This is a genomic window from Rhizobium sp. Root1204 (assembly GCF_001424965.1).
GTDB lineage: Bacteria > Pseudomonadota > Alphaproteobacteria > Rhizobiales > Rhizobiaceae > Pararhizobium.
Map to the genome: position 1 here is coordinate 47591 of NZ_LMCZ01000014.1, position 23479 is coordinate 71069.

A 23479-nucleotide genomic window follows, 5' to 3' on the forward strand; every position below is an offset into this window, starting at 1 on the left:
CCCAAGGCCACCTCCACATGGGCACCCGTTGGAATTCTATCTGGCTGGCACTGATCCGTCGCCTTGGATGAGCCATACAACTGCGATTGCCTTGCTCGCCCGCTTAGAACCGGCGCTGTCCCAGCCGGGTCCGCCTGCACTTCTGTCCCAGCAAGGTTTCGATCCGGCCATGCGCATCACCGGTCCCATTTCCAATCGCGAATTTCCGGCATGTCCTCGCCATGTTCGCGCACATAGAGGGTATGTTCCACGAGTTTGCTCTCAAGAGCGGCGATGGCCGCATCGGCATTCTCCTTCAGGCCAGGCACGCGCTTGATCGCCTCTATCGCCAGGTGAAAGCGGTCGAGCTCGTTCAAAACAGTCATATCGAATGGCGTCGTCGTGGTGCCTTCCTCGATGAAGCCGCGAACGTGGATGTTCCCGTGGTTGGTGCGTTTGTAGGTCAGCCGGTGGATGAGGGCGGGGTAGCCGTGATAGGCAAAGATGATCGGCCGGTCTTTTGTGAACAGGCGGTCGAACGCGTCGTCAGAGAGGCCGTGCGGATGATGCTCTTGCGACTGAAGGGAAAGCAGGTCGACCACGTTGATGACCCGGATGCTGAGTTCAGGGATTGCCTCGCGCAGCAGCTTCACGGCCGCCAGCGCCTCCAGGCTCGGTACATCGCCCGCGCAGGCCATCACGACGTCTGGCTCAACCGAGCCCTCCTCATTGCTGGCCCAGTCCCATATGCCGATACCGGCTTCGCAGTGCTGTGCCGCCTCGTCGATTGTCAGCCACTGAGGCTCCGGTTGCTTGCCCGCGACAATGACATTGATCCGGTCCCAGGTTCTCAGGCAGTGATCGCCGACCCAAAGGAGAGTATTGGCATCCGGGGGCAGATAGATTCGGACCGTGTCGGCTCTCTTGTTAGCAACAAGGTCCAAGAAGCCGGGATCCTGATGGCTGAAGCCATTATGATCCTGCCGCCAGACATGCGATGTCAGCAGGTAGTTGAGCGACGATACCGGTTTGCGCCATGGAAGCTCCCGCGACACCTTCAACCATTTGGCATGCTGGTTGAACATCGAATCGATGATGTGGATGAAAGCTTCGTAGCAGGAAAACAACCCGTGGCGGCCGGTGAGCAGGTAGCCTTCCAGCCAACCCTGGCACAGATGCTCACTCAGGACTTCCATCACTCGGCCATCACGCGAGAGTTGGACGTCGTATGGTTCGATCGCCTCCATCCAGACACGATTGGTAACTTCGAATACGCTCCCAAGGCGGTTCGATTCCGTTTCGTCGGGGCCGAAAATCCGGAAGTTGGCGTTATCGTCATTGAGTTTGAAGACGTCACGCAGATAGTGTCCGAGAATTTCAGTCGTCTGCACCATGGAGCCGCCGCGGGCGGTCACGGGCACGGCGTAGTCCCGGATCGAAGGCACAACGAGTTCCTTGCGCAGCAGCCCGCCATTGGCATGGGGATTGGTGCCCATACGCCGCTCACCCATCGGCGCCAGTGCCTGCAGCTCGGGCTTAAGCCGTCCGCCGACATCGAAAAGGTCTTGCGGATCGTAGCTGCGCATCCAGTCTTCGAGAATCTTGCGGTGGTCGGCATTTCCCCGGCAATTGGCGACCGGCACCTGATGTGCCCGCCAGAAGCCCTCGACCTTCTTGCCGTCGACTTCCTTGGGACCGGTCCAGCCCTTTGGGCTGCGCAGCACGATCATCGGCCAGCGCGGGCAGCCTTCCTGAGAGGCACTTTCGCGCGCATCTTGCTGAATGATGCGAATGCGATCGAAAACCGTGTCGAGGGTGGCAGCCATCTGCCGATGCATATCTCCCGGTTCATGTCCTTCAACGAAAAAGGGCTCGTAGCCAAGGCCACGAAACAGATTGTCGAGATCTTCGTCGCTCGTGCGGGCCAGCAGCGTCGGATTGGCGATCTTGTAGCCGTTCAAATGCAGGATAGGTAAAACGGCGCCGTCGCGGGCCGGATTGAGGAACTTGTTTGACTGCCAACTCGCGGCAAGCGGCCCGGTCTCAGCCTCGCCGTCGCCGACAACACAGGCTACGATGAGATCCGGATTGTCGAACGCCGCGCCATAGGCGTGCACCAGCGCGTAACCGAGTTCGCCGCCTTCGTGGATGGAGCCGGGCGTTTCCGGCGCGGCATGGCTGGGGATTCCACCTGGGAAGGAAAACTGCCGGAAAAGCTTCTGCATGCCGGCGGCGTCCTGCGATATATCCGGATAAATTTCGCTGTAGCTGCCTTCGAGATAAGTGCTTGCAACCATACCCGGCCCGCCATGACCCGGCCCGCAGACGTAGATCATGCTGAGATCGCGATTTCGAATGATGCGATTGAGGTGGGTATAGATGAAGTTGAGACCGGGCGTCGTCCCCCAGTGACCGAGCAGACGGGGCTTGATATGCTCCGCCTGTAGCGGTTCACGCAGCAGCGGGTTGTCGAGAAGATAGATCTGTCCAACGGACAGATAGTTGGCCGCGTGCCAGTAGCGGTCGATCAGTGTCAGTTCTTCCGAAGTTATCGCAGGACTTGGGGCCAGGGAGATATCTGACTGCATCGGTTTGTTCCTTTGGTACATCGGGAGCGTCGCGCCAGAGACGGACCGTATCCACGATCGACTTATGAATGCGGTGGAAAATCTCGCGAACTGAGGACGGCGAGGCATTCTTCTGCGATCACCATTTCCTCGTCCGTTGGAATAACGTAAACAGCGATCCGGCTCGCGGCAGTGCTGATCTTGAATGCGTTCATGTCATTCGCGCGCCTATCCAACTCGACGCCAAGCCAAAAAAGTCTTTCGGTGACGAGTTCGCGAACCCTCGGTTGGTTCTCACCGATGCCTGCCGTGAACACTAGGGCGTCAAGTCCCTTGAGCGTCGACGCGAGCCGACCGATTTCACCGGCGATCCGTAGCGTAAAGAGGTCAATTGCTTCCTTTGCAACCGCCCCATCATCGTCGAAGAGCTCACGTATATCGCCACTCAATCCACCAGAGACGCCGAGCAGGCCGGACTGGTGGTAGAGCATTTCCTCCACCTCCCCGACGGTCTTTCCGAGCGGTCCCAGGAAATGCAGGAGCACACCGGGATCGAGCCAGCCGGGACGCGTAGCCATCGGGATACCGTCGAGCGTTGAAAAGCCCATGCTGGAATCGCGACTGGTCCCGTTATCCATCGCGCACAGGCTGGCGCCGCTGCCAAGATGAGCCATAATGACCTTGCCATGGGCGACTTCCGGCGACTTCAAGGCCAAGGTACTGGAAACGGATTGGTAGGAAAGACCGTGGAACCCGTATCGCTTGATACCTCGCTCGTGATAGACGCGCGGAATTGCGAACCGGCGGACGAGATCCGGCTGCGTGGCGTGAAACGTGGTATCGAATGAAGCGGTCTGGAAAAGATCCGGCCGCAGGTGTTTGACCGCTCTGACAAGTCGCAGCGCCTGTGGCTGGTGAAGTGGCGCAAGATCCGTCAGCGACGTGATCTGCTCGAGGGTCCTGGCAGTCACCTCGGCTGGACCGGAGAAGAGATCGCCGCCATGAACGACCCTGTGGCCTGCAGCCGTTACCGAATCAAGATCAAAATGCCCGCCCAGCGCCCTGAAGACCTCTTCCATCAGCCCCGACAAATCGTCGCCTCTTTCACTCTGTCGAGCAAGGTCGAGGTGCGTCGTAGCTTCCTTCACAGTCAGCTGCAGCGAATGGGAGCCGAAATCAACAACCGCCTTGCCGCACCGCTCTAGCCCTTTGTCACCCAACTCGAAGATGCCAATCTTGACCGTGGATGAGCCGGCATTGAACGTCAGGAGGAGTTTGCCCGTCATGCGATCGCCTTTGGTTCATGGCGTTTTGCGGCGGTCAGCACAGCGAGGGCTGCCGAGGCCATGCGAACCTTGGCCGAATCCGCGCGGCTTGTCAGGATAATGGGAACGCGCGCGCCAAGGACAAGTCCTGCGGCATCCGCGCCTGCGAAATAGATGAGTTGCTTGGCCAGCATGTTTCCGGCTTCGAGATCGGGAACCAGAAGGATGTCTGCTTGCCCTGCCACCTGCGAATTGATGCATTTGGCCCGCGCGGCCTTGATGCTGATCGCGTTGTCGAAGGCAAGCGGACCATCGACAATCGCGCCTTCGATCTGGCCGCGCGCAGCCATCACTGTTAAGGCGGCGGCGTCCAGCGTTGCAGGCATCTTGCTGTTGACAGTTTCGACGGCTGCGAGCGCTGCAACGAGCGGCCTTTCAACGCCGAGAAGCCGCATGAGATCGATGGCGTTCTGGCAAATGTCCTTTTTTTGATCGAGGTTCGGCCGAATATTGATTGCAGCATCGGTGATAACCAGCAGCTTTCTGTAAGCCGGCACATCCATCACGTAGACGTGGCTGATGCGGCGTTCTGTTCGAAGCTTGGAGGTGGGTGACAAGACGGCGGAAAGCAGTTCGTCGCTGTGGAGGCTGCCCTTCATCAATGCCGCGACCTTGCCGGTCGAGGCGAGTACGACGGCGTGGTTGGCTGCAGCATGACTGTGCTCGACCGGCTCGATGTCGATACCGGCGAGAGAAAGTTCCGCCGCCTCGGCAATCGCCCTGATTTTGTGCTCTGGCCCGATCAACAACGGGTCGAGAAGTCCTTGGGTTTTCAGATCAATCGCGGAGCGGAGGGTTTCCTCCGAGCAGGGATGGACCACTGCCGTCCGCATTGGTGAAATGGCGATGGCTCTACGGACGAAGGAATCGTAACGGCTGTGTCCCGGCATCGTCTCCATTGGCCAATCGGTTCCTTTTCAGAGTTGCACGATGAACGCCTGCTTCGGTCTCTGCGACGCTCCGAACGGAGGGATTGCCCTGAATGGATCATCGCAATATATGCGAAACCTCGCTGCCGTCGATTGAGGCCGCGTCGGGCTGTAGTTTGAGATCTCGGCGCAGCACGACTACGGTCGGATCGTCTTCGTCGTCGAAGACCTGAAACTCCATATCGCGCTCCAGATCGATCGCCGCATGGTTTGCACGGCTTTCCAAGGATTCAATGCTTTTGAAATTGTGCCGTTCCGCATAGCGGCAGATATGCTCAAGCATTTCCCAGCTTATCCCCTGATGCTTAAAGTCATCGCGGATCGTGAGCGCGACTTCTCCGCGCTCAGGATCGTCTCCAGCCGCGAGCATTGCCACGGCAAGTAGCGTTTCATTCGGAGAAAACGCCAGGAAATTCACAACCCGAGGATCATCGACGCGCGTCAATGCGACGAGCCGTTCGTGAGATACGGTCTTCATGCCGGAGAGGAAACGAAATCGGATGTCCTCCGGCGTCACGTGTGTGAAAAACCCGGCAACCATCGCTTCGTCTTGCGGCGTGGCTTGGCGCACATGGAAGCGGAAACCCGTGCGTGTAGTCAGGTCGTCATCGGTATCTTCGAGCATTTGATGTCTCCTTCGGATCGGCCGAACAGACGCGGGTTGGCGCCGTTGAACGGGATCAACTGCTGTCTGCTTTGGTCAAGGATAATAGCGGTCCAATCCGGCTACTCTTTGATCTAGCGCAACACCCATAAAATTTGCCTCAAGCGTTCGAGTTTTACGCTTTCAGCTGGGTAACCTTAAAGACGGAGGCAAAAGACGTTGCTGCAAGGACGATGCTTTCAACTGCCAATGCCAGGGTACCGGTTCAGCGGCCCAGCCGCCTCAAGTGCTCTGCATAACGCTCTTCACCAGATCGTACTTTACCTGTGTGACACGCAGGTTGCGATACCAGTCGACCAACTCTCCCCATGGGTCGTTGATCTTGCCCAGGCCGGATAAAAACGCGATGACTGTGCCGATTTCAGTCTTCTTCGTCACGACGAAATATCCTCCGACGGCTAAGATCCCTATATAGCCCATCTGGGTCATCAGGTTCATAACGAAGTTCATGGAGAACTTGATCTTGTAGATACCCATGTTGATTTCGAACACCGTCTGTATACGCGACCGCTGCGTGCCATCTGCGTCGAAGACACCCCCGACTTCGACGATGGAGACGCTCACCTGGCGCATGATCGAGGTCTTCTCACCGACCCGCCGGTTGATTGCATTTTGCAGAATTGGCACGAAGGCAACTTGTGGAAGAAACACGAGGGCGATCACCAGGGCCATGAGTGGCTGCAGAAAAATGAGATAGGATGTTACCGTCGTCAAAATTCCGATCTGTAGCAACGGTTGGGAGAAGCTGTCACCAACGAAACCGCCGATGGATTCTGCCTCAGCAATCACAATGGACAGTTGGACGCCCTCGCTGACATCAGGAGTTTTCGTTTGCGGCTGCGCGGCCATTTCAAAGACAGTCAGTCTGAGCCAACGAATGGCCGATTCGCCGATCCAGTTTCTATAGATGTTCAGGCCGAGCTTGATGAGGCCTTCGAGAAGTGACAGCCCTGCGTATAGACACGCGAGAACCAAAATCGTCCGGAAAGGTCCTCCGTCGGTTGCCGTATTCACAATCCTCCGTTGAAGCTCCAGCGGAACTGCGCCAATTGCAAAAAGGACGACAGAAATAATCGCTACACCCACCTGATGGGCGCCACTCACGCGCCATATGAAGCGGAACAACGAGTTGTCAAACAGTGGGGATTGCCACTCCTGCGAAGACGGTTTCAACGACTATTTTCCATTTCAATGTTGCGTCTGTCTCGGCGTCCAGGCGGTGAATGGTCGCATCGTTGCGCCTAACGCACATTGATAAAATTAACCGGGCATTACCGTTCCCCAACTTGGTCCAATTGGTCGCTTAAAGCCCGTCGTATCCTGCGGATGATCACGCCTCGTACCTTTTCGTCAGCGGCCGATGCCAATTGCTCCTGAAGATCAAGAATAAGAGCTTGAACGTCATTATGCCAGTCGCGATGACCCGCCTGCACCGGATCGATACGCGGAGGAGGCGCTGCTTGAGAGATGTCCACGACGCCTTTAGCGTCAAGACGATAGGCGGCGTCCAGCCGGGGCTCAACGATCTGGTCCGGCCGAAGGTAACCCGACAGTCGCTGGCGCAGCCCCGCAAGCGCTTCCAATTCGCCATGAACCAGGAAGACGGCCTTTCTGACAGGTAGCCGCGCCTTAACCCAGGATTCAAGTTCCGTGCCGTCCGCATGACCGCTGTAGACGTCCAGTTTGCGAATTCTGGCGCGCACCATGATATCGTCGCCCTGAATTTTTACGATCGTGGCCCCATCCGACAGGATACGTCCCAGTGTTCCTGCAGCCTGATAACCGACAAGCAGGACTGTTCCCTCTTCGCGCCAGAGCCAGTTCCTAAGTCGATGTCGAATGCGGCCAGCCTCGCACATTCCGCTTGCTGCAATCACAATGTGAAATCCGTGAAGGGAATCGATGGCTTTTGACTGTTCCGCACTTTCGGTGAACCGGACATTCCTCGACCTCATGGCCCGCACCAATGCATCGCCGTTCTGGAGAACCCGCGCGTATTTTTGAAAAATCTGGCTGGCGCGAGCGGCCAGCGGCGAATCGATAATGACCGGGCATGATGCAATCTCGTGTCTTTCCATCAGGATGATCAGATCGGCCAGAAGTTCCTGCGTCCTTTCCACCGCAAAGGAAGGGATGATGAGAGCCCCGTCGCGATGGCGCGCAGCTTCCCTGACTTCGTCACGCAGCCTACTTCGCCGTATCTCCTCTGACATCTCGGATCGCGTGGTGTCGCCATAGGTGCTTTCGCAGACAATGTAGTCCCATCCTGTTGGTGCTTCCGGATCGAATTGCAGGAGTTTGTTGGACGGGCCGAGATCGCCGGAAAACAGGATGCGCTGGCGGTTACCACCGTCCCCAACCTCGAGTTCGACAGACGCGGACCCGAGAAGGTGGCCAGCGTTCCAGAAACGGAACCGAATCCCGGGCACCACCTCATGCCACGCCTGGAATGCAATGGCCTGAAACTGCGTCATACACACCGCGGCGTCTGTGGTCGTGTAAATCGGTGTTACCGGCTCCCTCGCCCGTCTTTGGTTGCGCCGGTTCAGGTGCTCGACTTCCATTTCCTGGATATGTGCGGAATCGGCAAGCATGATGGTACACAGATCGAGGGTCGCCGCGGTTGCATAGATCGGCCCGTCAAACCCGTCTTTGACAAGCTTCGGCATTAATCCGGAGTGATCGATGTGAGCGTGGGTCAGGACAACAGCGTTGATCTGCGACGCGGCAAAGGGGAAGGGGCGATAGTTCAGCTCCTTTTCCGTTTTCGATCCCTGGAACATGCCGCAGTCGATGAGAACCCGGTTTCCGTCGTGCTCCAGGAGGAAACAAGAGCCCGTGACGGTCCCTGCGGCGCCGTGGAAGTGGATGATTGGCTGGGCGATCATGTGGGTCTCCTCGCTTGGGTTCAGTGTGCCAGCCTAGATCTGTACGCAATACGGGCAATGATCCGCATCAAAGGTCGGCGAAATGGACGAAAATCGATCTGTGCGGAGGCTCTTCTCCAACCAGGTTTCAGTCTGAACGGTCCGATATTTCCTATCCTGAGAATGTTTGACGAACAGGATGCTTAAGACGAGCGCGATCATAATGAGGAGCACAAACAACAGGAGCTTTTGCATCACGGTTGCCACTCCTTTCAAAACTGTTGCACTTGCCAGAGCGAGCGACGGTGGAATCTTGGCTTGCAGTTACGACGGATCCCGTGGCATCGTGCCGTCGATCCATGTCCCCCGTTTGCCGGAAACAATATCGATGGCTTCTTCGAGGTTGCCGATTGCCGCTATCTTGCCTGTGAGGGTGGTAAATTCGACTGCCGCGGCGACTTTCGGCCCCATCGATCCAGACGGGAATGCACTCACCTGGAGCGAAGCCGGGTTTACATGCCCCAGGGCGCAAGCGGCCGGTGTGCCGAAATCGCGATAGACCGCATCGACGTCAGTCAGCAAAAGCAGCATGTCCGCTTTCAGGTCTCTTGCAAGCATGGCACTCGCCAGGTCCTTGTCGATAACCGCTTCTACGCCGACCAGAATTCCGTCCTCTCGTTCCACGACTGGAATACCTCCACCCCCTGCGCAGATAACGATAACGCCTTGTTGAACGAGACTGGCAATGACTGGAACCTCCAGGATCGCCAGTGGCCGGGGCGAGGCAACCACCCGGCGCCACTTGTCTCCGTCGGCAGCGATCTTCCATCCCCGCTGGTCGGCCAAAGACCGAGCCGTTGCCAGATCATAGCCTGGTCCAATAAACTTGGTTGGATAGTCAAAAGCCGGATCAGATGGATCGACCTTGATTTGGGTTAGTAGTGTCGCAAACCGGCGGTTGTCGACGACGTTTGCCAGTTCTTGTTCAAGGACATAACCGATCATTCCAGCGCTTTCGGCATCCAGAACGTCGAGGGGAAACGGCGAACCCGGAGGGGTCATAGACTGGAGTGCAAGAAGCCCCACCTGAGGACCGTTCCCGTGCGTAACGACAAGATCATGGCCGGCAGAGATCAATGTTGCCAACGCCGATGCAGCCCGCTTGATATTGGCACGCTGGTTTTCAGCCGTCATACTCTCCCCTCGTTTGAGAAGCGCATTTCCTCCCAGCGCCGCGACAATCAACATCCTAGCCTCCCATCGTTGCGACGAGCAGCGCCTTGATCGTGTGCATCCGGTTTTCCGCCTGATCAAAGACGATGGAAGTTTTGGACTCAAAAACCTCGTCCGTGACTTCCATGCAATCCAAGCCGAACCGTTGGAAAATGCGGGCGCCCACATCCGTATTCCTGTCGTGGAACGCAGGGAGGCAGTGCATGAATTTGGCATAGGGATTTTCCGTCGCGGTCATCACGTCTGTCGTCACGCAGTATGGCGACAGCAGGCGGATGCGGTCGGGCCAGGCAGCCTCGTCCTCACCCATCGAAAGCCAGACATCGGTGTAGACGAAATCCGCCCTCAGGACGCCGGGACGGATATGCTCCCCAATGGAGAAGACCCCGCCGTTCTTTCGAGCCTCGGCCGCGAGATTTTCGATGACGTCGGGGGCAGGCCAGAGCTCTCTTGGCGAAATCACCCGAAAATCCATGCCCACCTTCGCGGCGCCAGTTGCCAGCGAGAGCGCGACGTTATCCCGGCCATCACCGACGAAGGCCATGACCATGTCGGACAAATGCTTATGGGTGAACTCGCGCATTGTCATGAAGTCGGCAAGAACTTGGGTTGGATGCGCTTCATTCGTCAGGCCATTGTAGACGGGAACACCTGCGAATTTCGCAAGGTCTTCCACTGAGCTTTGGGCAAATCCGCGATATTCGATCGCATCGTAGATGCGGCCCAAGACGCGCGCTGTATCCTTCATCGTTTCCTTGTGGCCGATGTGGCTCCCGGAAGGGCCGATATAGGTGACGTGCGCGCCCTGGTCATAGGCCGCCACTTCAAAGCCCGATCGCGTCCGGGTGGAATCCTTCTCAAAGATCAAGGCGATATTTTTCCGCGACAAGCGCGGCTGTTCCGTTCCGGCCAATTTCGCTTGTTTCAAATCGGCCGCCAGCCGGAGCAGAAACCGGATTTCATCCGGGCTGAGATCATCAAGCGTCAGCACGCTGCGTCCATGGAGATTGATCGACATTTTCGGGCCTCCGGTATGAGTTAAATGGGATCGCGGATGAGCGGGCATGTCATGCAGTGACCGCCCCCTCGGCCACGGCTGAGTTCCGCCCCCTCGATGGTGATGACCTCGACACCGGCGCGTCGAAGGAGCGTGTTGGTGTAGACATTGCGGTCATAGGCGAGGACGACCCCGGGTCTGACCGCCACAACATTGTTGCCGTCATCCCATTGCTCCCGCTCTGCCTCGTAGCAGTCACCCCCCGTTGCCACGACGCGCAACGCCTTCAGTCCCAGCGCGGCCGCCACGACCGAGATGAAACTCTCGCTCTCCTCTGTGACGTCGACGCTGCCTTGCGCAGAGCCCGGCCGCAGTGAAAAGCTTCTGATGCGATCAACGACCGGCGGATACATGGTCACCAGATCGCGGTCGCAGAAGGTGAACACCGTGTCGAGATGCATGAAACTGCGGTCTCTGGGCATCAACGCAGCGATCACATGTGTCGCCGTTCCTGTCCTGAAGAGATGGCGCGCCAGAGCATCGACAGCCTGTGCCGTCGTTCTCTCTCCCATGCCGATCAGAACAGCCCCGTTGCCGATCGGCATGACGTCACCCCCCTCAAGGCTCGCTCCGGCGCGCTGCGTGTCCGGGGAGATCAGCGGGAACCCAGCATCGCGAAAGCGCCGATGGTACCGGTAAACAGCTTCGACATTTGTAGCTTCTGGTCTGCGGGCCGGCCAGTACATGGCATTGACAGAGACGGTGCCATAAACCCAACAGGAGCTGTCTCGCGTGAACAACTGATTGGGCAATGGCGGCAAGACGAAGTCTTGCGGCGCAAGGGTGCGGCCGGTCAGACCCGCTGGTTGAAAAGGCAATTCGGCCCGGGCAATCCCGCCCACCAGAAGAGTGGACAGTTGATCGCTGGCCATCTCGTTCAGCCAGCCCCTCAGTTCATCCGCCGTATCAAGGCCGACAACCGAGGCGTCCGCGCGTTGATCGAGAAGCCATTTTCGCGCCTCCGGCAATTCCAGGGTCTCGGACAGGAGTTCACCGAAAGATTGCACCAGTACGCCCTGTTCACGCAGGGCATCAACAAAGATATCGTGTTCCTGCCGCGCACGCTTGACCCAGAGGACGTCATCGAAAAGGAGTGCCTTGCAGTTGTCCGGCGTCAGACGACGCAAACTGAGATCCGGTCGATGGACCATGGCCTCTCGCAACCGACCGGTCTCTGAGTGAACGCCAAGAGTGCTCATGACATTCTCCTTTCACAGAGCGCTGATCGCGCCGGTCCACATCTGGTAGGCGGCATAGAGGCCCAGGGCACCAAGAACGATCGCGATCGCGACCTCGACTGGATGGAAAAGGCGACGCTCCGTCTCGAAACGGGCCCAGGCGTAGAAAAGGATGCCGGGAGCATAGAGAGCGGCACACATATAGAGGTAGTTCAAACCTGCGGCATAAAGCAGCCACGCTCCATACAAGGTCGCCAAAAGACCAACGAGCATGGGCAGAACCCGGTTTTCTCCCGGTCGATAGTTTTCGCTGGTGATTGCAAGCTTCGCCGCATAGGCGCCCGAAAAGATGTAAGGGACGAGAATGGCAACAGACGCGATCGAGAACAGGGCCTGATAGGTGCTGTGTGCAAGCAGGGTCACAATGATGAATAGCTGAACCAGTCCGTTGGTGATCAGCAGAGAGGCCGATGGCACACCATGTCTGTTCTCCCTGCTGAAGAACTGCGGCATAGTCTCGTCCTTGGCGGCGGCAAAGGGGATTTCCGCCGCCAGTAAGGTCCAGCTGAGAAATGCGCCAATCACCGAGACAACGAGGGCAAAGTTGATCACTACCGCCCCCCACGGCCCGACCACGGCTTCCAGAACGCCGGCCATTGATGGGTTCTTCAAATTTGCAAGATCCGACTGGTTGAGGATGCCCAGAGACAGCAGGGAGACGAGGGCGTAGAGCATAAGGCAGGTGAAGAAGCCGAGCACCGTTGCCATTGCAATGTCGCGGCGACGCTCTGCGCGCCCCGAGAACACGCTCGCCCCCTCGATCCCGATGAAGACCCACAAGGTGACGAGCATGGTACTTTTGACCTGTGCGGTGATTGAGCCGAGACCGGCATTGCCGAGCCCGGAAAAGTCGAGTGACCAAACATCGAGCTTGAAGGCCACTGCAACCACGCCGATGAACACGACAATCGGCGCGATCTTCGCCACGGTGACAACGAGGTTGGTGATGGCAGCTTGTCGGATCCCGGCAAGGATCAGAAAATGCACGGCCCATAGGAGAACGGAAGCTCCCAGTACCGCCTGCCAAGTGTTGCCGTCACCAAAGGAGGTATAGAAATAGGACAACGCACTGAACACGATGACCGCATACGAGACGTTGCCAATCCAGGCGCTGATCCAGTATCCCCAGGCGCTGTTAAATCCGATGAACGGACCAAATCCCGCTTTGGCATAGGCATAAGGTCCGGCGTCGAGTTCCGGTTTGCGGGTGGCGAGCGACTGATAAACGAATACGAGTGCGAGCATCCCGGCTGCTGTAATGCCCCAGCCGATCAGGATGGCAAGCGGTCCGGCGCCTGCCGCCATATTCTGCGGCAAGCTGAAAACCCCTGATCCGACCATCGAGCCGATGACGAGAGCAGTCAGCGACCCCAGACGAAGTTTCCCCGCTAGCGCTTTCGATGAGTTGCGGACTGGTACGCTGGTATCGATCGAAGCCATGGCTCCCTCCTGAATTGGGTTGACACCAGGAATACTGGCATCAAACCGCAAGGAGCGATTTGATGCCGGTCAAAGTCCCTGCGTTCTTCCGCCAAGAGCGACAAGGCAGGCCAGCGATCATGAAGAAGCGCTGTAATCCGGCCAATATTATCTCTGTCTTGTCACGCGCGTGGCGCGGGCATTCACGATGGTTTCGCTTAGCAGCTGCTGGATGGGGCGAATACGTCTATTTTGACCCACGTCAAAGACGCGGATGGTGTGCAGACAGATAGTTGGGGTGCTTCAAGCAGGAACGTTCCTGCGTCAAAAACGAAAGGACGAAAATTATGAGTGATATGGCTTTGAGGCAGAACATCATCGATGAGCTGGAGTTTGAACCAAGTATCGATGCTGCAGACATCGGGGTAGCCGTTGACAGCGGGGTCGTCACCCTGACTGGCCACGTACCCAGCTATTTTCAGAAAATTGAGGTCGAAAACGTCGTCAGCAGAGTAAGGGGCGTACGTGGCATCGCTCAGGAAATCGAGGTGCGCCCATTTGGGACCAACACGACGGCGGATGACGAAATCGCCAAGCGCGCGTTGAATTCAATCAACTGGAATACAACCGTTCCGAACGACGCGGTACTGGCCAAGGTCACGAAGGGTTGGGTCACGTTGTCTGGCAAGGTAGAGTGGCAATACCAAAAAATCGCAGCACTGGACGCCGTTAAACGCCTAACTGGCCTCATCGGCGTTACCAACAACATCGAAGTCAAGCCGCTAGTTTCCAGTTTTGATGTGAAGAAACGCATCGAAGATGCACTGAAACGCACAGCCGAAGTTGAGGCTAACGGAATCACGGTTCTGGTCGCCGACGGCAAGGTGACTCTGGAAGGCCATGTGCATGCTTGGCCGGAACGCAGCGCAGTCGAACGTGCCGCGTGGTCGGCACCAGGCGTGAACGCGGTTGTCGACCACATCAGAGTTTCCTGAAACCGAACCCGCAAGGCATCGGCGCGGCCGTGGTCGCGCCGTCCAGATTGTTGCTATAGGCAAAGATCTTCTAGGATCGATCGGTCTGGCGATGAAGCCGACAAGCGCGCTTCTGGAGATCATACGGCTCCATTGCCGCAGCAATGTCACCGATACCGTGTTGTGTTGTTTCCCTTCTCACCTGCGCCACGGCGGTCTCAGCGGTGCCGCCGTATTGGTGTCCTGACCTTGCCTCGATGGCCCCCATGATGTTGCTCCCGCGCGAAAAACCACCGTTTCGTAGCTTCCGATACAATGAGATACATCATCGTGATCGCCACGAGACCCAGCATGACTGACAATGGAAGAGGCACGAAGCCGAACCAATCAGCAAAAGGGAGATAGGGAATGGCGACAGCTAGCAGCGCGATTGCCAGCGTCATGCTCGAAAGCAAGGGACCCGGGCGGCTCTTCCAGAACGGAAAATGTGTGCGCACGATGAGCACGATGGCAAGTTGTGTGATCAGAGATTCGATAAACCAAGCAGTCCTGAAGATATCGGGCGTTGCGTGCATGACCAAAAGTAGAAAGCCGAAGGTCAGAAAATCGAAGGCAGAGCTGACGAGCCCAAAGCTAAACATGAACCTCCGCACCGACCCGATGTCCCAGCGGTGGGGCGCTTCGATCTGTCCCGGATCGACATTGTCGCTGGCTATAGCCAGCGATGGGATCGACGACAGAAGATTATTGAGCAAGATCTGCTTGGCCAGCAATGGCAGGAAGGGCAGGAACAGTGATGCAATGGCCATGCTGATCATGTTGCCGAAATTGGCACTGGTCGTGATCGACACATATTTCATCGTATTGGCGAAAGTCCGGCGACCATCGTCGATCCCGCGCAGAAGGACACCCAGGTCCTGCTTTAGAAGAATCATATCTGCGGCCTCGCGGGCAACATCGACTGCGCCATCGACGGAAATACCAATGTCTGCTTCGTGGAGAGCAGGCGCGTCGTTTATTCCGTCACCCAAATAACCGACAACGTGGCCATGCGACCGCAGCGCCGCGATGATCCGCTCTTTCTGGTTCGGATCGATTTCAACGAAAAGGTTCGTCTTGGACGCCTTGCCGAAAAGGGCACTCTTCGTCATCCGATTGAGCTCGTCGCCCGTCAGGACTTGTTCACAATCCAGGCCGATCGTTTCGGCCAGGTGCCGGGCGACATAACGGTTATCGCCGGTAATGACTTTTATCCCGATACCACGGCTGGCGAGATGGGCAAGTGCGTCCTTGATGCCGGCTTTCGGCGGATCAAGAAAAAGCAGGAAGCCGGCGAAGGACATTTGTGTCTCATCATCACGACTGTATGTCGGCTGGCGACTAATTTGGCGGATCGCCAGGCCAAGGACACGGAAACCTTGTGCACTCCAAACCTTGAACGCCTCGTCAAGGCTTTGCTTGCGTGCATCATCCAGGATCTCGGGCCGATCCGCGACCATGACCGACGTACACACGCTCATTACATTGCTCATAGCTCCCTTGCAGATCATCAGATCAGTCGGGTCACCGGGCGATTGGCGAACGACGACGGTCAGCCGCTTGCGAATGAAATCATACGGGGTTTCGTCGATCTTCGAATACGTGGACATATCCCGGTCGCCTGGGTTGTCGGCCGCCGCAGCGATCGCTTCATCAAGAGGGTTCTTAAGACCTGACTGGAGGGTCGCATTCAATTTCGCCCATCGATAGACTTCGTCGCAAGGTCTCGCGTCAGTACCAAAACAACCGTCGAGATGAATGACACCTTCCGTGAGTGTTCCGGTCTTGTCGGTGCAAAGAATATCCATGCTGCCGAGATTCTCGATGGCTTCCAGCCGTCTGACAATGACGCCGTTCTCCGCCATCCTCCGCGCGCCTTTTGAAAGGGTGATGCTGATGATTGCCGGTAGAAGCTCCGGCGTCAGCCCGACTGCAAGCGCCAGCGAAAAAAGCAGGGAGTCGATCAGTGGTCGATGCAGGAGAAGGTTGGAGACGAAGACAACGATAACGATCGTCAGCATGATCTCGGTCATCAGTGTGCCGAAGCGACGAATGCCCCTGGCAAAGTCCGTTTCGGGTATTTGGCGCTCCAGGGCTTTGGCGATCTTCGCGAACTCGGTCTGGTTTCCTGTGCTGACCACCAACACGGTTGCCGTGCCGCTGCGCACGGATGTGCCCATGAACACCATGTTGGTGCGTTGGGAGACTGTCGCACTAATTGCCGACAAGCCCGCAGATTTGACCACTGGGAATGTTTCCCCGGTCAACACCGCCTCACTGACGTTAAAATCGCGGCCCTCGAGGATGATACTGTCTGCGGGAATGAGATTGCCGGCCGACAATCTAAGTATGTCACCGGGCACAATCTCCTGCGCAGGCACACTTTTTTCCACATCGTTTCGCAAAACAACGGCCATTGTGAAAATCTGCCTGCGCAGGCTCTCCATTGCCCTTGAGGCGGAGTACTCCTGTGTAAAACTCAGGACGCAACTTGCTAGCACGATCAGGCCGATGATGACCGCCTCATTGCCGTTCCCGACCAAGGCCGAGACACCCGCAGCGAAGATTAGGATAAGGACAAGCGGATTTCGGAACTGCCGGGCAAATGTTGCCAACGCCGTAGCGTGCCTTTGCTGTTCGATGCGGTTGGCACCAAACTGGAGCAAACGCTGAGCGGCGACATCATTCGATAGTCCTCGGATCGAGGTCTGCATTTCCGACAAAAGTGAAGACGCGGGTCGGGACCAGTAATTGGCGTCAGGAGCGTGTTCGGTTGGCCGTCTCGACGTCCGGAATGTCTTTGACAGCATCGTCGCATCTCCCATTGGCTTAGAGCAGCCTGACGCAAAACAACGAGCGAGAATACCGCGTCATATCTTGTCAAACGCCATCGATTGTTTGTCACATAAAGAGGTGCCTCTGGTTTTGATCCGCATCAAAACCGAACGGTTATTGCTGATGGTCTCGTTAGCCAAAGCACCTCTATTTCACGCCGGCAACGAGCGAATTTTTCCTGGGTTTCACTCCCCGGAATCTGCCTCACGTCTCGGCCGCAATGCACGCAACGCATTCAAGATTACGGCAACATCTATAACTTCTTGGAGGAGCGCCCCATGCAGTGGTTGAAGATACCCGAAGGCGGCAGCGATCATGCCGGCGAGAGAAAGACCAAGGCCAGCGAATACGCTTTGTCTGGCTATATGAATTGTCCTTTGGGCGATACCTAAGGCCTCGGCGAGCGGTTCGAGGCGGTCGACGAGCAAAACGACGCCAGCTGACTGCGAGGCGGCGGCAGCGCCTCGAGCCCCTAAGGCCACCCCTACGTCGGCCATCGCCAGAGCAGGTGCATCGTTGACGCCGTCGCCGACCATAAGGACGGGTCCCCATTGGCGCGCAGATGCGACGACAGCGACCTTGGAAGCTGGTGTTTGCTCGCCGAGGATTTCGTCGAGACCGAGGCCTTTACCGATCCTGATCGCAACGTCCAGCCTGTCGCCGGACGCAAGAATAATCCGGTTGACCCCATAACGACGGAGCTTTTTGAGAACATTTAGTGCCTCTGGACGAACCCGATCCGATAGCACAATCGATCCGGCAATTCGCCCGTCGACAGCGACGGAGATCGTCGCTTCGCCCGCGCGCCGCCGGTTCGGTACAGGCGGATCCGCGATCTCTTTGACCCGACCGGCCACGAAGGGGTCACCGCCGACGATGACGCGATGGCGACCAATGGAACCTTCTATACCATCACCCGGCGCTTCATCTACATTGGTCGGCGGTTCAAGATGCAGGCCGCGGTCATGAGCGGCCTCTATCAATGTATAGGCAAACACATGGCCCGACGCTTGGTCGAGCGAAGCGGCAAGGCGCAGAAGCTCGTTTTCCTCCAGCCAGCCAGCTGTCTCGATGGCGGACACCGCCGCCTTGCCATGGGTCAGCGTACCGGTCTTATCAAGAATGGCGACCCGAACTCGCCCGAGCGCTTCAAGTGTGCCGCCGTCCTTGACGAGGCAACCCTGCGCTGCACAACGAGAGATCCCGGACATGATCGCCACTGGCACTGCAAGGATCAAAGGGCAAGGTGTTGCGATCACCAGGACGGCAAGAGCCCGTCGCGGGTCGCCGGACAACCACCATGCGGCAAAGGCGACTGACAGGGTGACGGCCAGGAAAAGGATCGCGTATCGGTCGGCCAGACGCACCATGGGCGCCTTGGTTTTCTGGGCAGCCTCCACAAGACGGACGACGGCGGCATAAGTGCTTTCGGCTGCCGGTCGAAGGGCGACGAGATCGAAGACGTCTCCTACCGACGTGGTGCCGCTCAAGACCTCCTGGTCGACAAAATGGTGATGTGGTACCGCCTCACCCGTCAGTGCCGACTCGTCGAGAGTCGCTTCACCGGACAGTATCACACCATCGACCGGCAGAACCTCGCCGCGGCGGATCATCAACCGGTCGCCTGCCAAGACCTCTATGATCGGGACTTCCTCGAGAGCATCGCCGGCATAACGCATTGTCGTGTGAGCGACCCTTCCCATCAAAGCCGTCATTTCGCGCGCCGCGCGGCTGGAGGCGAAACTCTCAAGCAGTTGGCCGCCAGCATACATTAGCGCCACGACATTGGCGGCAAGATGCTCGTTAAAGGAGAGGGCGACGGCCATCGATAATGCCGCGACGATATCGAGTCCGGCGTCGCCTTTGCGAAGTGACCGAACAATCTGGACAATTAGTGCCAACAGCACTGGAACGGTTCCGGCCATAAATGCCAGCCCGGCCAGCTCCGACTGTTGAGCAATCAGAAAGAGTATCCCGAGCAGCAAACTGATAGAGGCCGTCAGCACCAATAGGATGCCACGCGAGCGCAGGATCTTTATCAGTAATTCGCCGCGGAGCTTGGGAATCATCGGTCGTCCTTGCGAGCTGGAGGGCGCAACGGATGCGTTCTGCCGGGTTTTGGCTTGGAATGTCCAATTCAGCTTAAATTCAAAGGTCCGGCATTGATCTGGCGCAATGCAATAGGCTGGCCTTTCCGCCTTCGTAGGCATTCGAGACGAATGACATCTGCAAGCCTATCGCTTGAAAGGCGGCGTCAAGGTCGGCCTCGAGGCTCACGGAGGAAATGCGCATGTCAGCAACCTATAAGATTACACAGGTCAAGCCGTTTGACGTGGACAGAGCCTATCCGTTGATCGAACCCGTCGCCTCAACGCTCGATCTGGCGGCATGGCGACGATACTGCGCTCAATTGGCAACTAACACCGATGTCGTAGAGCAACGCGAGCAGGCGTGGATCGCGCTCAATCCGATGGGTGTGATTCAGGGCCTTGCTTTGTGCAAGCTCGGCGATGATTTCGCGCATAAACGAATGCTTGATGTGCCCATCTTCGTCGTTGCCAGTGCCGCAGACGAGGCCGGGGTCTCAAAGGCCCTCATCGACAAGCTGCGGGGCATCGCTGCAAAGGCCGGATGCACAAGCATTCGCTTCTGGACATTGACGTCCGACAACTGGACGCGGCGGCTGCAGCGTTTAGACTACAGTCGTTGGGATCATGGCGTTCGGCTGATCCTAAAATAGTCGTGTGCTATTGGGATCCAGGCTTGCCGGTGAAGACGTAGCCCACGCCCCTGACCGATTTGATCAGATCGGGCCTGGACGGGTCAGGTTCTATCTTTCTTCTTAAACGACCGATCTGTGCGTCGATACTTCGGTCAAAAGCATCGAGATTGCGACCTCGGGTGAGTTCCATCAGGGTCTCGCGTGAAAAAACGCGTTTTGGGTGGCGGCAGAGAACGACGAGCATGTCGAATTCGCCCGTCGTCAAATCGATCTCACTTCCGCCCGCAGTCATCGCAAGGCGCCGACCGAGGTCGAGGGTGAAGGTTTGGAAGGCAAGGACGTCGACATCGGCATGTCCGTTCGGAGTTCTGATCGCCGCGCGCCGCCGAAGCACCGTGCGCAAGCGCGCCAGTACCTCCCTCAGGTGAAAAGGCTTGGCAATATAATCGTCCGCCCCGATCTCCAGTCCGACAATTCTGTCGATAACGTCGTCGCGCCCCGTCAGCATGAGGATTGGAATGTCGGACGTTGTACGGATTTCTCTTGCGATCACGAGTCCGTCGTCGCCGCCGGGCAGGACGAGATCAAGGAGAATCGCGTCGAAGGTGGTGCATGCCATACAGGCGCGCATCGAGGGGGCGTCCGCCACCGCCATCACGCCGAACCCCTCATCCTGGAAATAGCGGGTCAGCATATCGCGGATGCGCGGGTCATCGTCGATGACAAGTAGGTTCTGCATTGCATGAGGCCCAATCGCGACAGTGTCGCAGGTAGTTTGGCATCTGTTACAAATTGTTGCAATTTCGCGCTAACTAATACAGGCGTAGCGTTCGCTCGTCATCTGTACCGGTTCAACTCCCCTCGTCAAACAGGAGAGAGGAAATGGTTATGGTCCCGGCAGAAACTGCTCGTCAATACCGTTCTGAAAGCGTCATTCCTCTGGCGTCCCGCCTGCAGCCGAGCCTGGCCTGCGTTTTCGACAGACAGCCGATCGAAACATTCGAGCCGGGACAGCCAATCTTCTGGCAAAGCGATCCCGCAAAGCACGTGTTCGAGATCGTTGAAGGCCTCGTCAGGGTGTTCAAGATACTCTCCGACGGCCGGCGCGTCATTACCGGGTTTCTTTACGCTGGCGATCTGATTGGAATTTCCCTGTTGGATCGGTATCTCTACGGGTCCGAGGCGGTGACGAGGACCAGGGTCCGGCGGTTTTCCAGGCAGAGCTTCCAGCAACGGATGGACCAGTCACCTGAACTCCGACCCAGCCTTTTTGCGCGACTGAGCGACGAGATGGCTGCAGCACAGGAACAGATGGTCCTGCTGGCGACGAAGACAGCAGAGGAACGCGTATGCACGTTCCTTGTCCTGACAGCTCGACGCGATCGGGAGGCACTCGTTGTGTCTCTGCTCGATCTACCGATGACCCGCCAGGACATCGCGGATTATCTTGGCCTAACAATCGAAACGGTTTCGCGGACGTTTTCCAGCCTCGCTTCGCGTGGTGTCATAACGGCAGACGGGCGTCATCAATACAGAATTAAGATCGAAAAGTTGATCACGCTCGCCGGTGAAGTTGACACTTCTCATGGCGAGGCCGATGTGCATGATAAGGTGAACGCGCGCAGGTTCGCCAGCGCTTAACATGAAGAACCGTGATGTCTCAATTCCAAGCGTTACAAACGGTCACCCACCACGGATTGGACGAGGTCGAACGGATTTTCGGGGGCGCGAGCGTCATTGTTCATCGCTTTGACGGGGTGATCGAGCGTTGGACCGCGGGATGCGAGGCCCTTTACGGATGGTCCCGTGCTGAGGCGATTGGTGCCATCGTCCACGACGTTCTTTCCACAGAATTTCCGGAACCTATCGAGAACATCCGTCGCAAGCTCCGTGAGACGGGCATCTGGTCGGGCGAGCTGAAACACCGGCATAAGGACGGGCACAGTCTCTTTATCGCTGCTCGCTTCGTCTGTGTGGTCATGGAGGACACTGGGACCTTGGTCGTTCTACAGACGAACAACGACATTACCGCGCTGAAACAGGCGGAGAGGGACCTCGCACAGCGGGAGGCACATTTGGCCTCCATCCTGGCTACGGTTCCAGAATCCATGGTGGTGATCGACAAAGCGGGTTCAATCACTGCCTTTAGCGCGGCTGCGGAACGACTATTCGGTTATCAAGCTGCGGAACTGAAGGGTTTGAATGTTAAGCAACTGATGCCCGAGCCGTATCGCGGTGCACATGATGGCTACCTTTCTCACTACATGGAAACCGGCGAACGTCGCATTATCGGATATGGACGGGTGGTCACGGGCCTGCGCAAGGACGGCACTTTGTTTCCAATGGAGCTTTCCGTGGGCGAGGCGATCTCCAATCGCGAACGTGTATTCACAGGCTTTATTCGCGACCTCACAAGCCGCCATCGGATGGAAGAGGAACTGCGCCAAGCACAGAAGATGGAAGCGGTCGGTCAACTGACCGGCGGCCTCGCACACGACTTCAACAATCTGCTGACTGTCATCGGCGGCAATCTTGAAATGCTCGAGGCGAAGCTTTCAGACCCGAAGCTTATCAATCTTGCCCGCGAGGCACAGTTGGCTGCAGACGACGGGGCGAAGATCACCGGTCAGCTTCTCGCCTTCGGGCGCCGGCAGGCGCTCAATCCAAAGCCAGAAGATATTGGCCGGCTGATCGACGGTTTTTCGGATCTTCTCAGACGAACGCTCGGGGAAAGAGTGGAGCTGCACAGCACCGTGGCTGGCGCGGCCAATCTCGCGCTTGTCGATGCGTCACAGCTGCAAAACGCCATTCTCAATCTCGCCCTTAACGGTCGCGATGCTATGCCCGACGGCGGACGTCTAACGGTTGAGGTCAGCCGCGTTACTCTCGATGTCGATTATGCCGCGATGTATCCAGACGTCCGGACAGGTGAATATGTGCTCATCGCTGTGAGCGATACCGGGAATGGAATGACGGACGACGTCAAACGCCGCGCCTTCGAACCCTTCTTCACGACCAAAGCCGTCGGCGCCGGAACTGGGCTCGGACTGAGCATGGTCTACGGGTTCGCCCACCAGTCTGGTGGGCATGTCCAACTCTACAGTGAAGCAGCCCAAGGAACAACTGTTCGGATCTTCCTACCGGCCCAGCAGGGCGCAGTCGTCCCCGCCGGTCCACCTGGCACCGCCAATGTCGCACTCCCAAAGGGCGAGGAACTTGTCCTCGTCGTCGAAGATGATCCACGGGTTCGACGCGTGGCTGTCTCGCGGCTGAAGGACCTAGGATATCAAGTGTTGGAGGCGGAGAACGGGACTGACGCGCTTGCCCTCTTCGAACAAACACCAGAAATCGCCCTCGTATTCAGTGACATCATAATGCCCGGATCGCTGACCGGCGACCAGTTGGCGCAGGCGGTCAAGGAACGGCGTCCCGATGTTGCTGTGTTGCTGACGTCCGGGTATGCATCGCCCGAGATTACCAGCGGAAGCCTGCTGAAAAACGCGAGCTGGCTCAAAAAGCCCTATACGACGCCCGAACTGGCGGTACGCTTGCGCCAGCTTCTAGACAGATAACTCCTCCACACGCTGACGTGATCGACTGAGAAAGAGGTGCGTGTAACCATTGGCGTGTC

The 23479-nt window shown here is 57.4% G+C and carries 16 protein-coding genes and 1 pseudogene; 4 read left to right on the plus strand and 13 right to left on the minus strand.

The window, feature by feature from the left end; genetic code table 11:
• Positions 1-176 precede the first annotated feature (176 nt).
• The 10 genes and pseudogenes from ASC96_RS15435 to arcD all read right to left on the minus strand — a co-directional run bounded on the left by ASC96_RS15435 (position 177) and on the right by arcD (position 13299).
• On the minus strand, positions 177-2567 hold the full coding sequence (locus ASC96_RS15435) for a phosphoketolase family protein (protein ID WP_060504013.1): 2391 nt from the start codon (positions 2565-2567) through the stop codon (positions 177-179).
• Between the two features lie 62 nt (positions 2568-2629).
• The gene (locus ASC96_RS15440) at positions 2630-3832 is read right to left on the minus strand and encodes an acetate/propionate family kinase (RefSeq protein WP_060504014.1); all 1203 of its coding nucleotides are present in this window, start codon (positions 3830-3832) and stop codon (positions 2630-2632) included.
• A pseudogene (locus tag ASC96_RS15445) lies at positions 3829-4764 on the minus strand (bifunctional enoyl-CoA hydratase/phosphate acetyltransferase); the annotation flags it as partial. The gene ASC96_RS15440 and the pseudogene ASC96_RS15445, both read right to left, overlap by 4 nt.
• A gap of 94 nt (positions 4765-4858) precedes the next feature.
• Positions 4859-5425: a GNAT family N-acetyltransferase gene (locus tag ASC96_RS15450; protein WP_060504018.1), complete on the minus strand. Its 567-nt coding sequence runs from the start codon at positions 5423-5425 to the stop codon at positions 4859-4861.
• A 261-nt stretch (positions 5426-5686) separates the two neighbouring features.
• The gene (locus ASC96_RS15455; protein ID WP_060504020.1) at positions 5687-6637 is read right to left on the minus strand and encodes an ABC transporter ATP-binding protein; all 951 of its coding nucleotides are present in this window, start codon (positions 6635-6637) and stop codon (positions 5687-5689) included.
• A gap of 98 nt (positions 6638-6735) precedes the next feature.
• The gene (locus ASC96_RS15460; protein WP_060504022.1) at positions 6736-8352 is read right to left on the minus strand and encodes an MBL fold metallo-hydrolase; all 1617 of its coding nucleotides are present in this window, start codon (positions 8350-8352) and stop codon (positions 6736-6738) included.
• Between the two features lie 303 nt (positions 8353-8655).
• Positions 8656-9579, minus strand: coding sequence for a carbamate kinase (arcC, locus tag ASC96_RS15470; protein ID WP_060504026.1), 924 nt, complete (start codon positions 9577-9579; stop codon positions 8656-8658).
• 1 nt (position 9580) lies between these two features.
• Positions 9581-10582 (minus strand): ornithine carbamoyltransferase, encoded by a 1002-nt coding sequence (gene argF, locus ASC96_RS15475; RefSeq protein ID WP_060504027.1) that lies wholly within the window; start codon positions 10580-10582, stop codon positions 9581-9583.
• A gap of 20 nt (positions 10583-10602) precedes the next feature.
• The gene (locus ASC96_RS15480; RefSeq protein WP_060504029.1) at positions 10603-11820 is read right to left on the minus strand and encodes an arginine deiminase; all 1218 of its coding nucleotides are present in this window, start codon (positions 11818-11820) and stop codon (positions 10603-10605) included.
• Positions 11821-11832: 12 nt separating this feature from the next.
• Positions 11833-13299, minus strand: a complete 1467-nt coding sequence (gene arcD / locus ASC96_RS15485; protein ID WP_060504030.1) for an arginine-ornithine antiporter — start codon at positions 13297-13299, stop codon at positions 11833-11835.
• 326 nt (positions 13300-13625) lie between these two features.
• On the opposite strand from arcD, the gene ASC96_RS15490 reads away from it, so the two are divergent.
• A complete protein-coding gene (locus tag ASC96_RS15490) occupies positions 13626-14273 on the plus strand; it encodes a BON domain-containing protein (protein ID WP_060504032.1) in 648 nt (215 codons plus the stop codon).
• 197 nt (positions 14274-14470) lie between these two features.
• On the opposite strand, the gene mgtA is transcribed toward ASC96_RS15490, so the two are convergent.
• Both mgtA and ASC96_RS15500 read right to left on the minus strand, forming a co-directional pair.
• Positions 14471-17101 (minus strand): magnesium-translocating P-type ATPase, encoded by a 2631-nt coding sequence (mgtA, locus tag ASC96_RS15495; protein WP_060504034.1) that lies wholly within the window; start codon positions 17099-17101, stop codon positions 14471-14473.
• Positions 17102-17311: 210 nt separating this feature from the next.
• Positions 17312-19195: a heavy metal translocating P-type ATPase gene (locus ASC96_RS15500; RefSeq protein ID WP_060504036.1), complete on the minus strand. Its 1884-nt coding sequence runs from the start codon at positions 19193-19195 to the stop codon at positions 17312-17314.
• Positions 19196-19416: 221 nt separating this feature from the next.
• Here ASC96_RS15500 and ASC96_RS15505 point away from each other — a divergent pair, with 221 nt between their 5' ends.
• Positions 19417-19866, plus strand: a complete 450-nt coding sequence (locus ASC96_RS15505) for a hypothetical protein (RefSeq protein WP_060504037.1) — start codon at positions 19417-19419, stop codon at positions 19864-19866.
• A 7-nt stretch (positions 19867-19873) separates the two neighbouring features.
• On the opposite strand, the gene ASC96_RS15510 is transcribed toward ASC96_RS15505, so the two are convergent.
• Positions 19874-20587 (minus strand): winged helix-turn-helix domain-containing protein, encoded by a 714-nt coding sequence (locus tag ASC96_RS15510; protein ID WP_060504039.1) that lies wholly within the window; start codon positions 20585-20587, stop codon positions 19874-19876.
• 143 nt (positions 20588-20730) lie between these two features.
• On the opposite strand from ASC96_RS15510, the gene ASC96_RS15515 reads away from it, so the two are divergent.
• Together ASC96_RS15515 and ASC96_RS15520 are read left to right on the plus strand one after the other, a co-directional pair.
• On the plus strand, positions 20731-21489 hold the full coding sequence (locus tag ASC96_RS15515) for a helix-turn-helix domain-containing protein (RefSeq protein ID WP_244482070.1): 759 nt from the start codon (positions 20731-20733) through the stop codon (positions 21487-21489).
• A gap of 14 nt (positions 21490-21503) precedes the next feature.
• Complete coding sequence (locus ASC96_RS15520) at positions 21504-23420, plus strand: PAS domain-containing sensor histidine kinase (RefSeq protein WP_060504041.1); 1917 nt, start codon at positions 21504-21506, stop codon at positions 23418-23420.
• Positions 23421-23479: the final 59 nt, after the last annotated feature.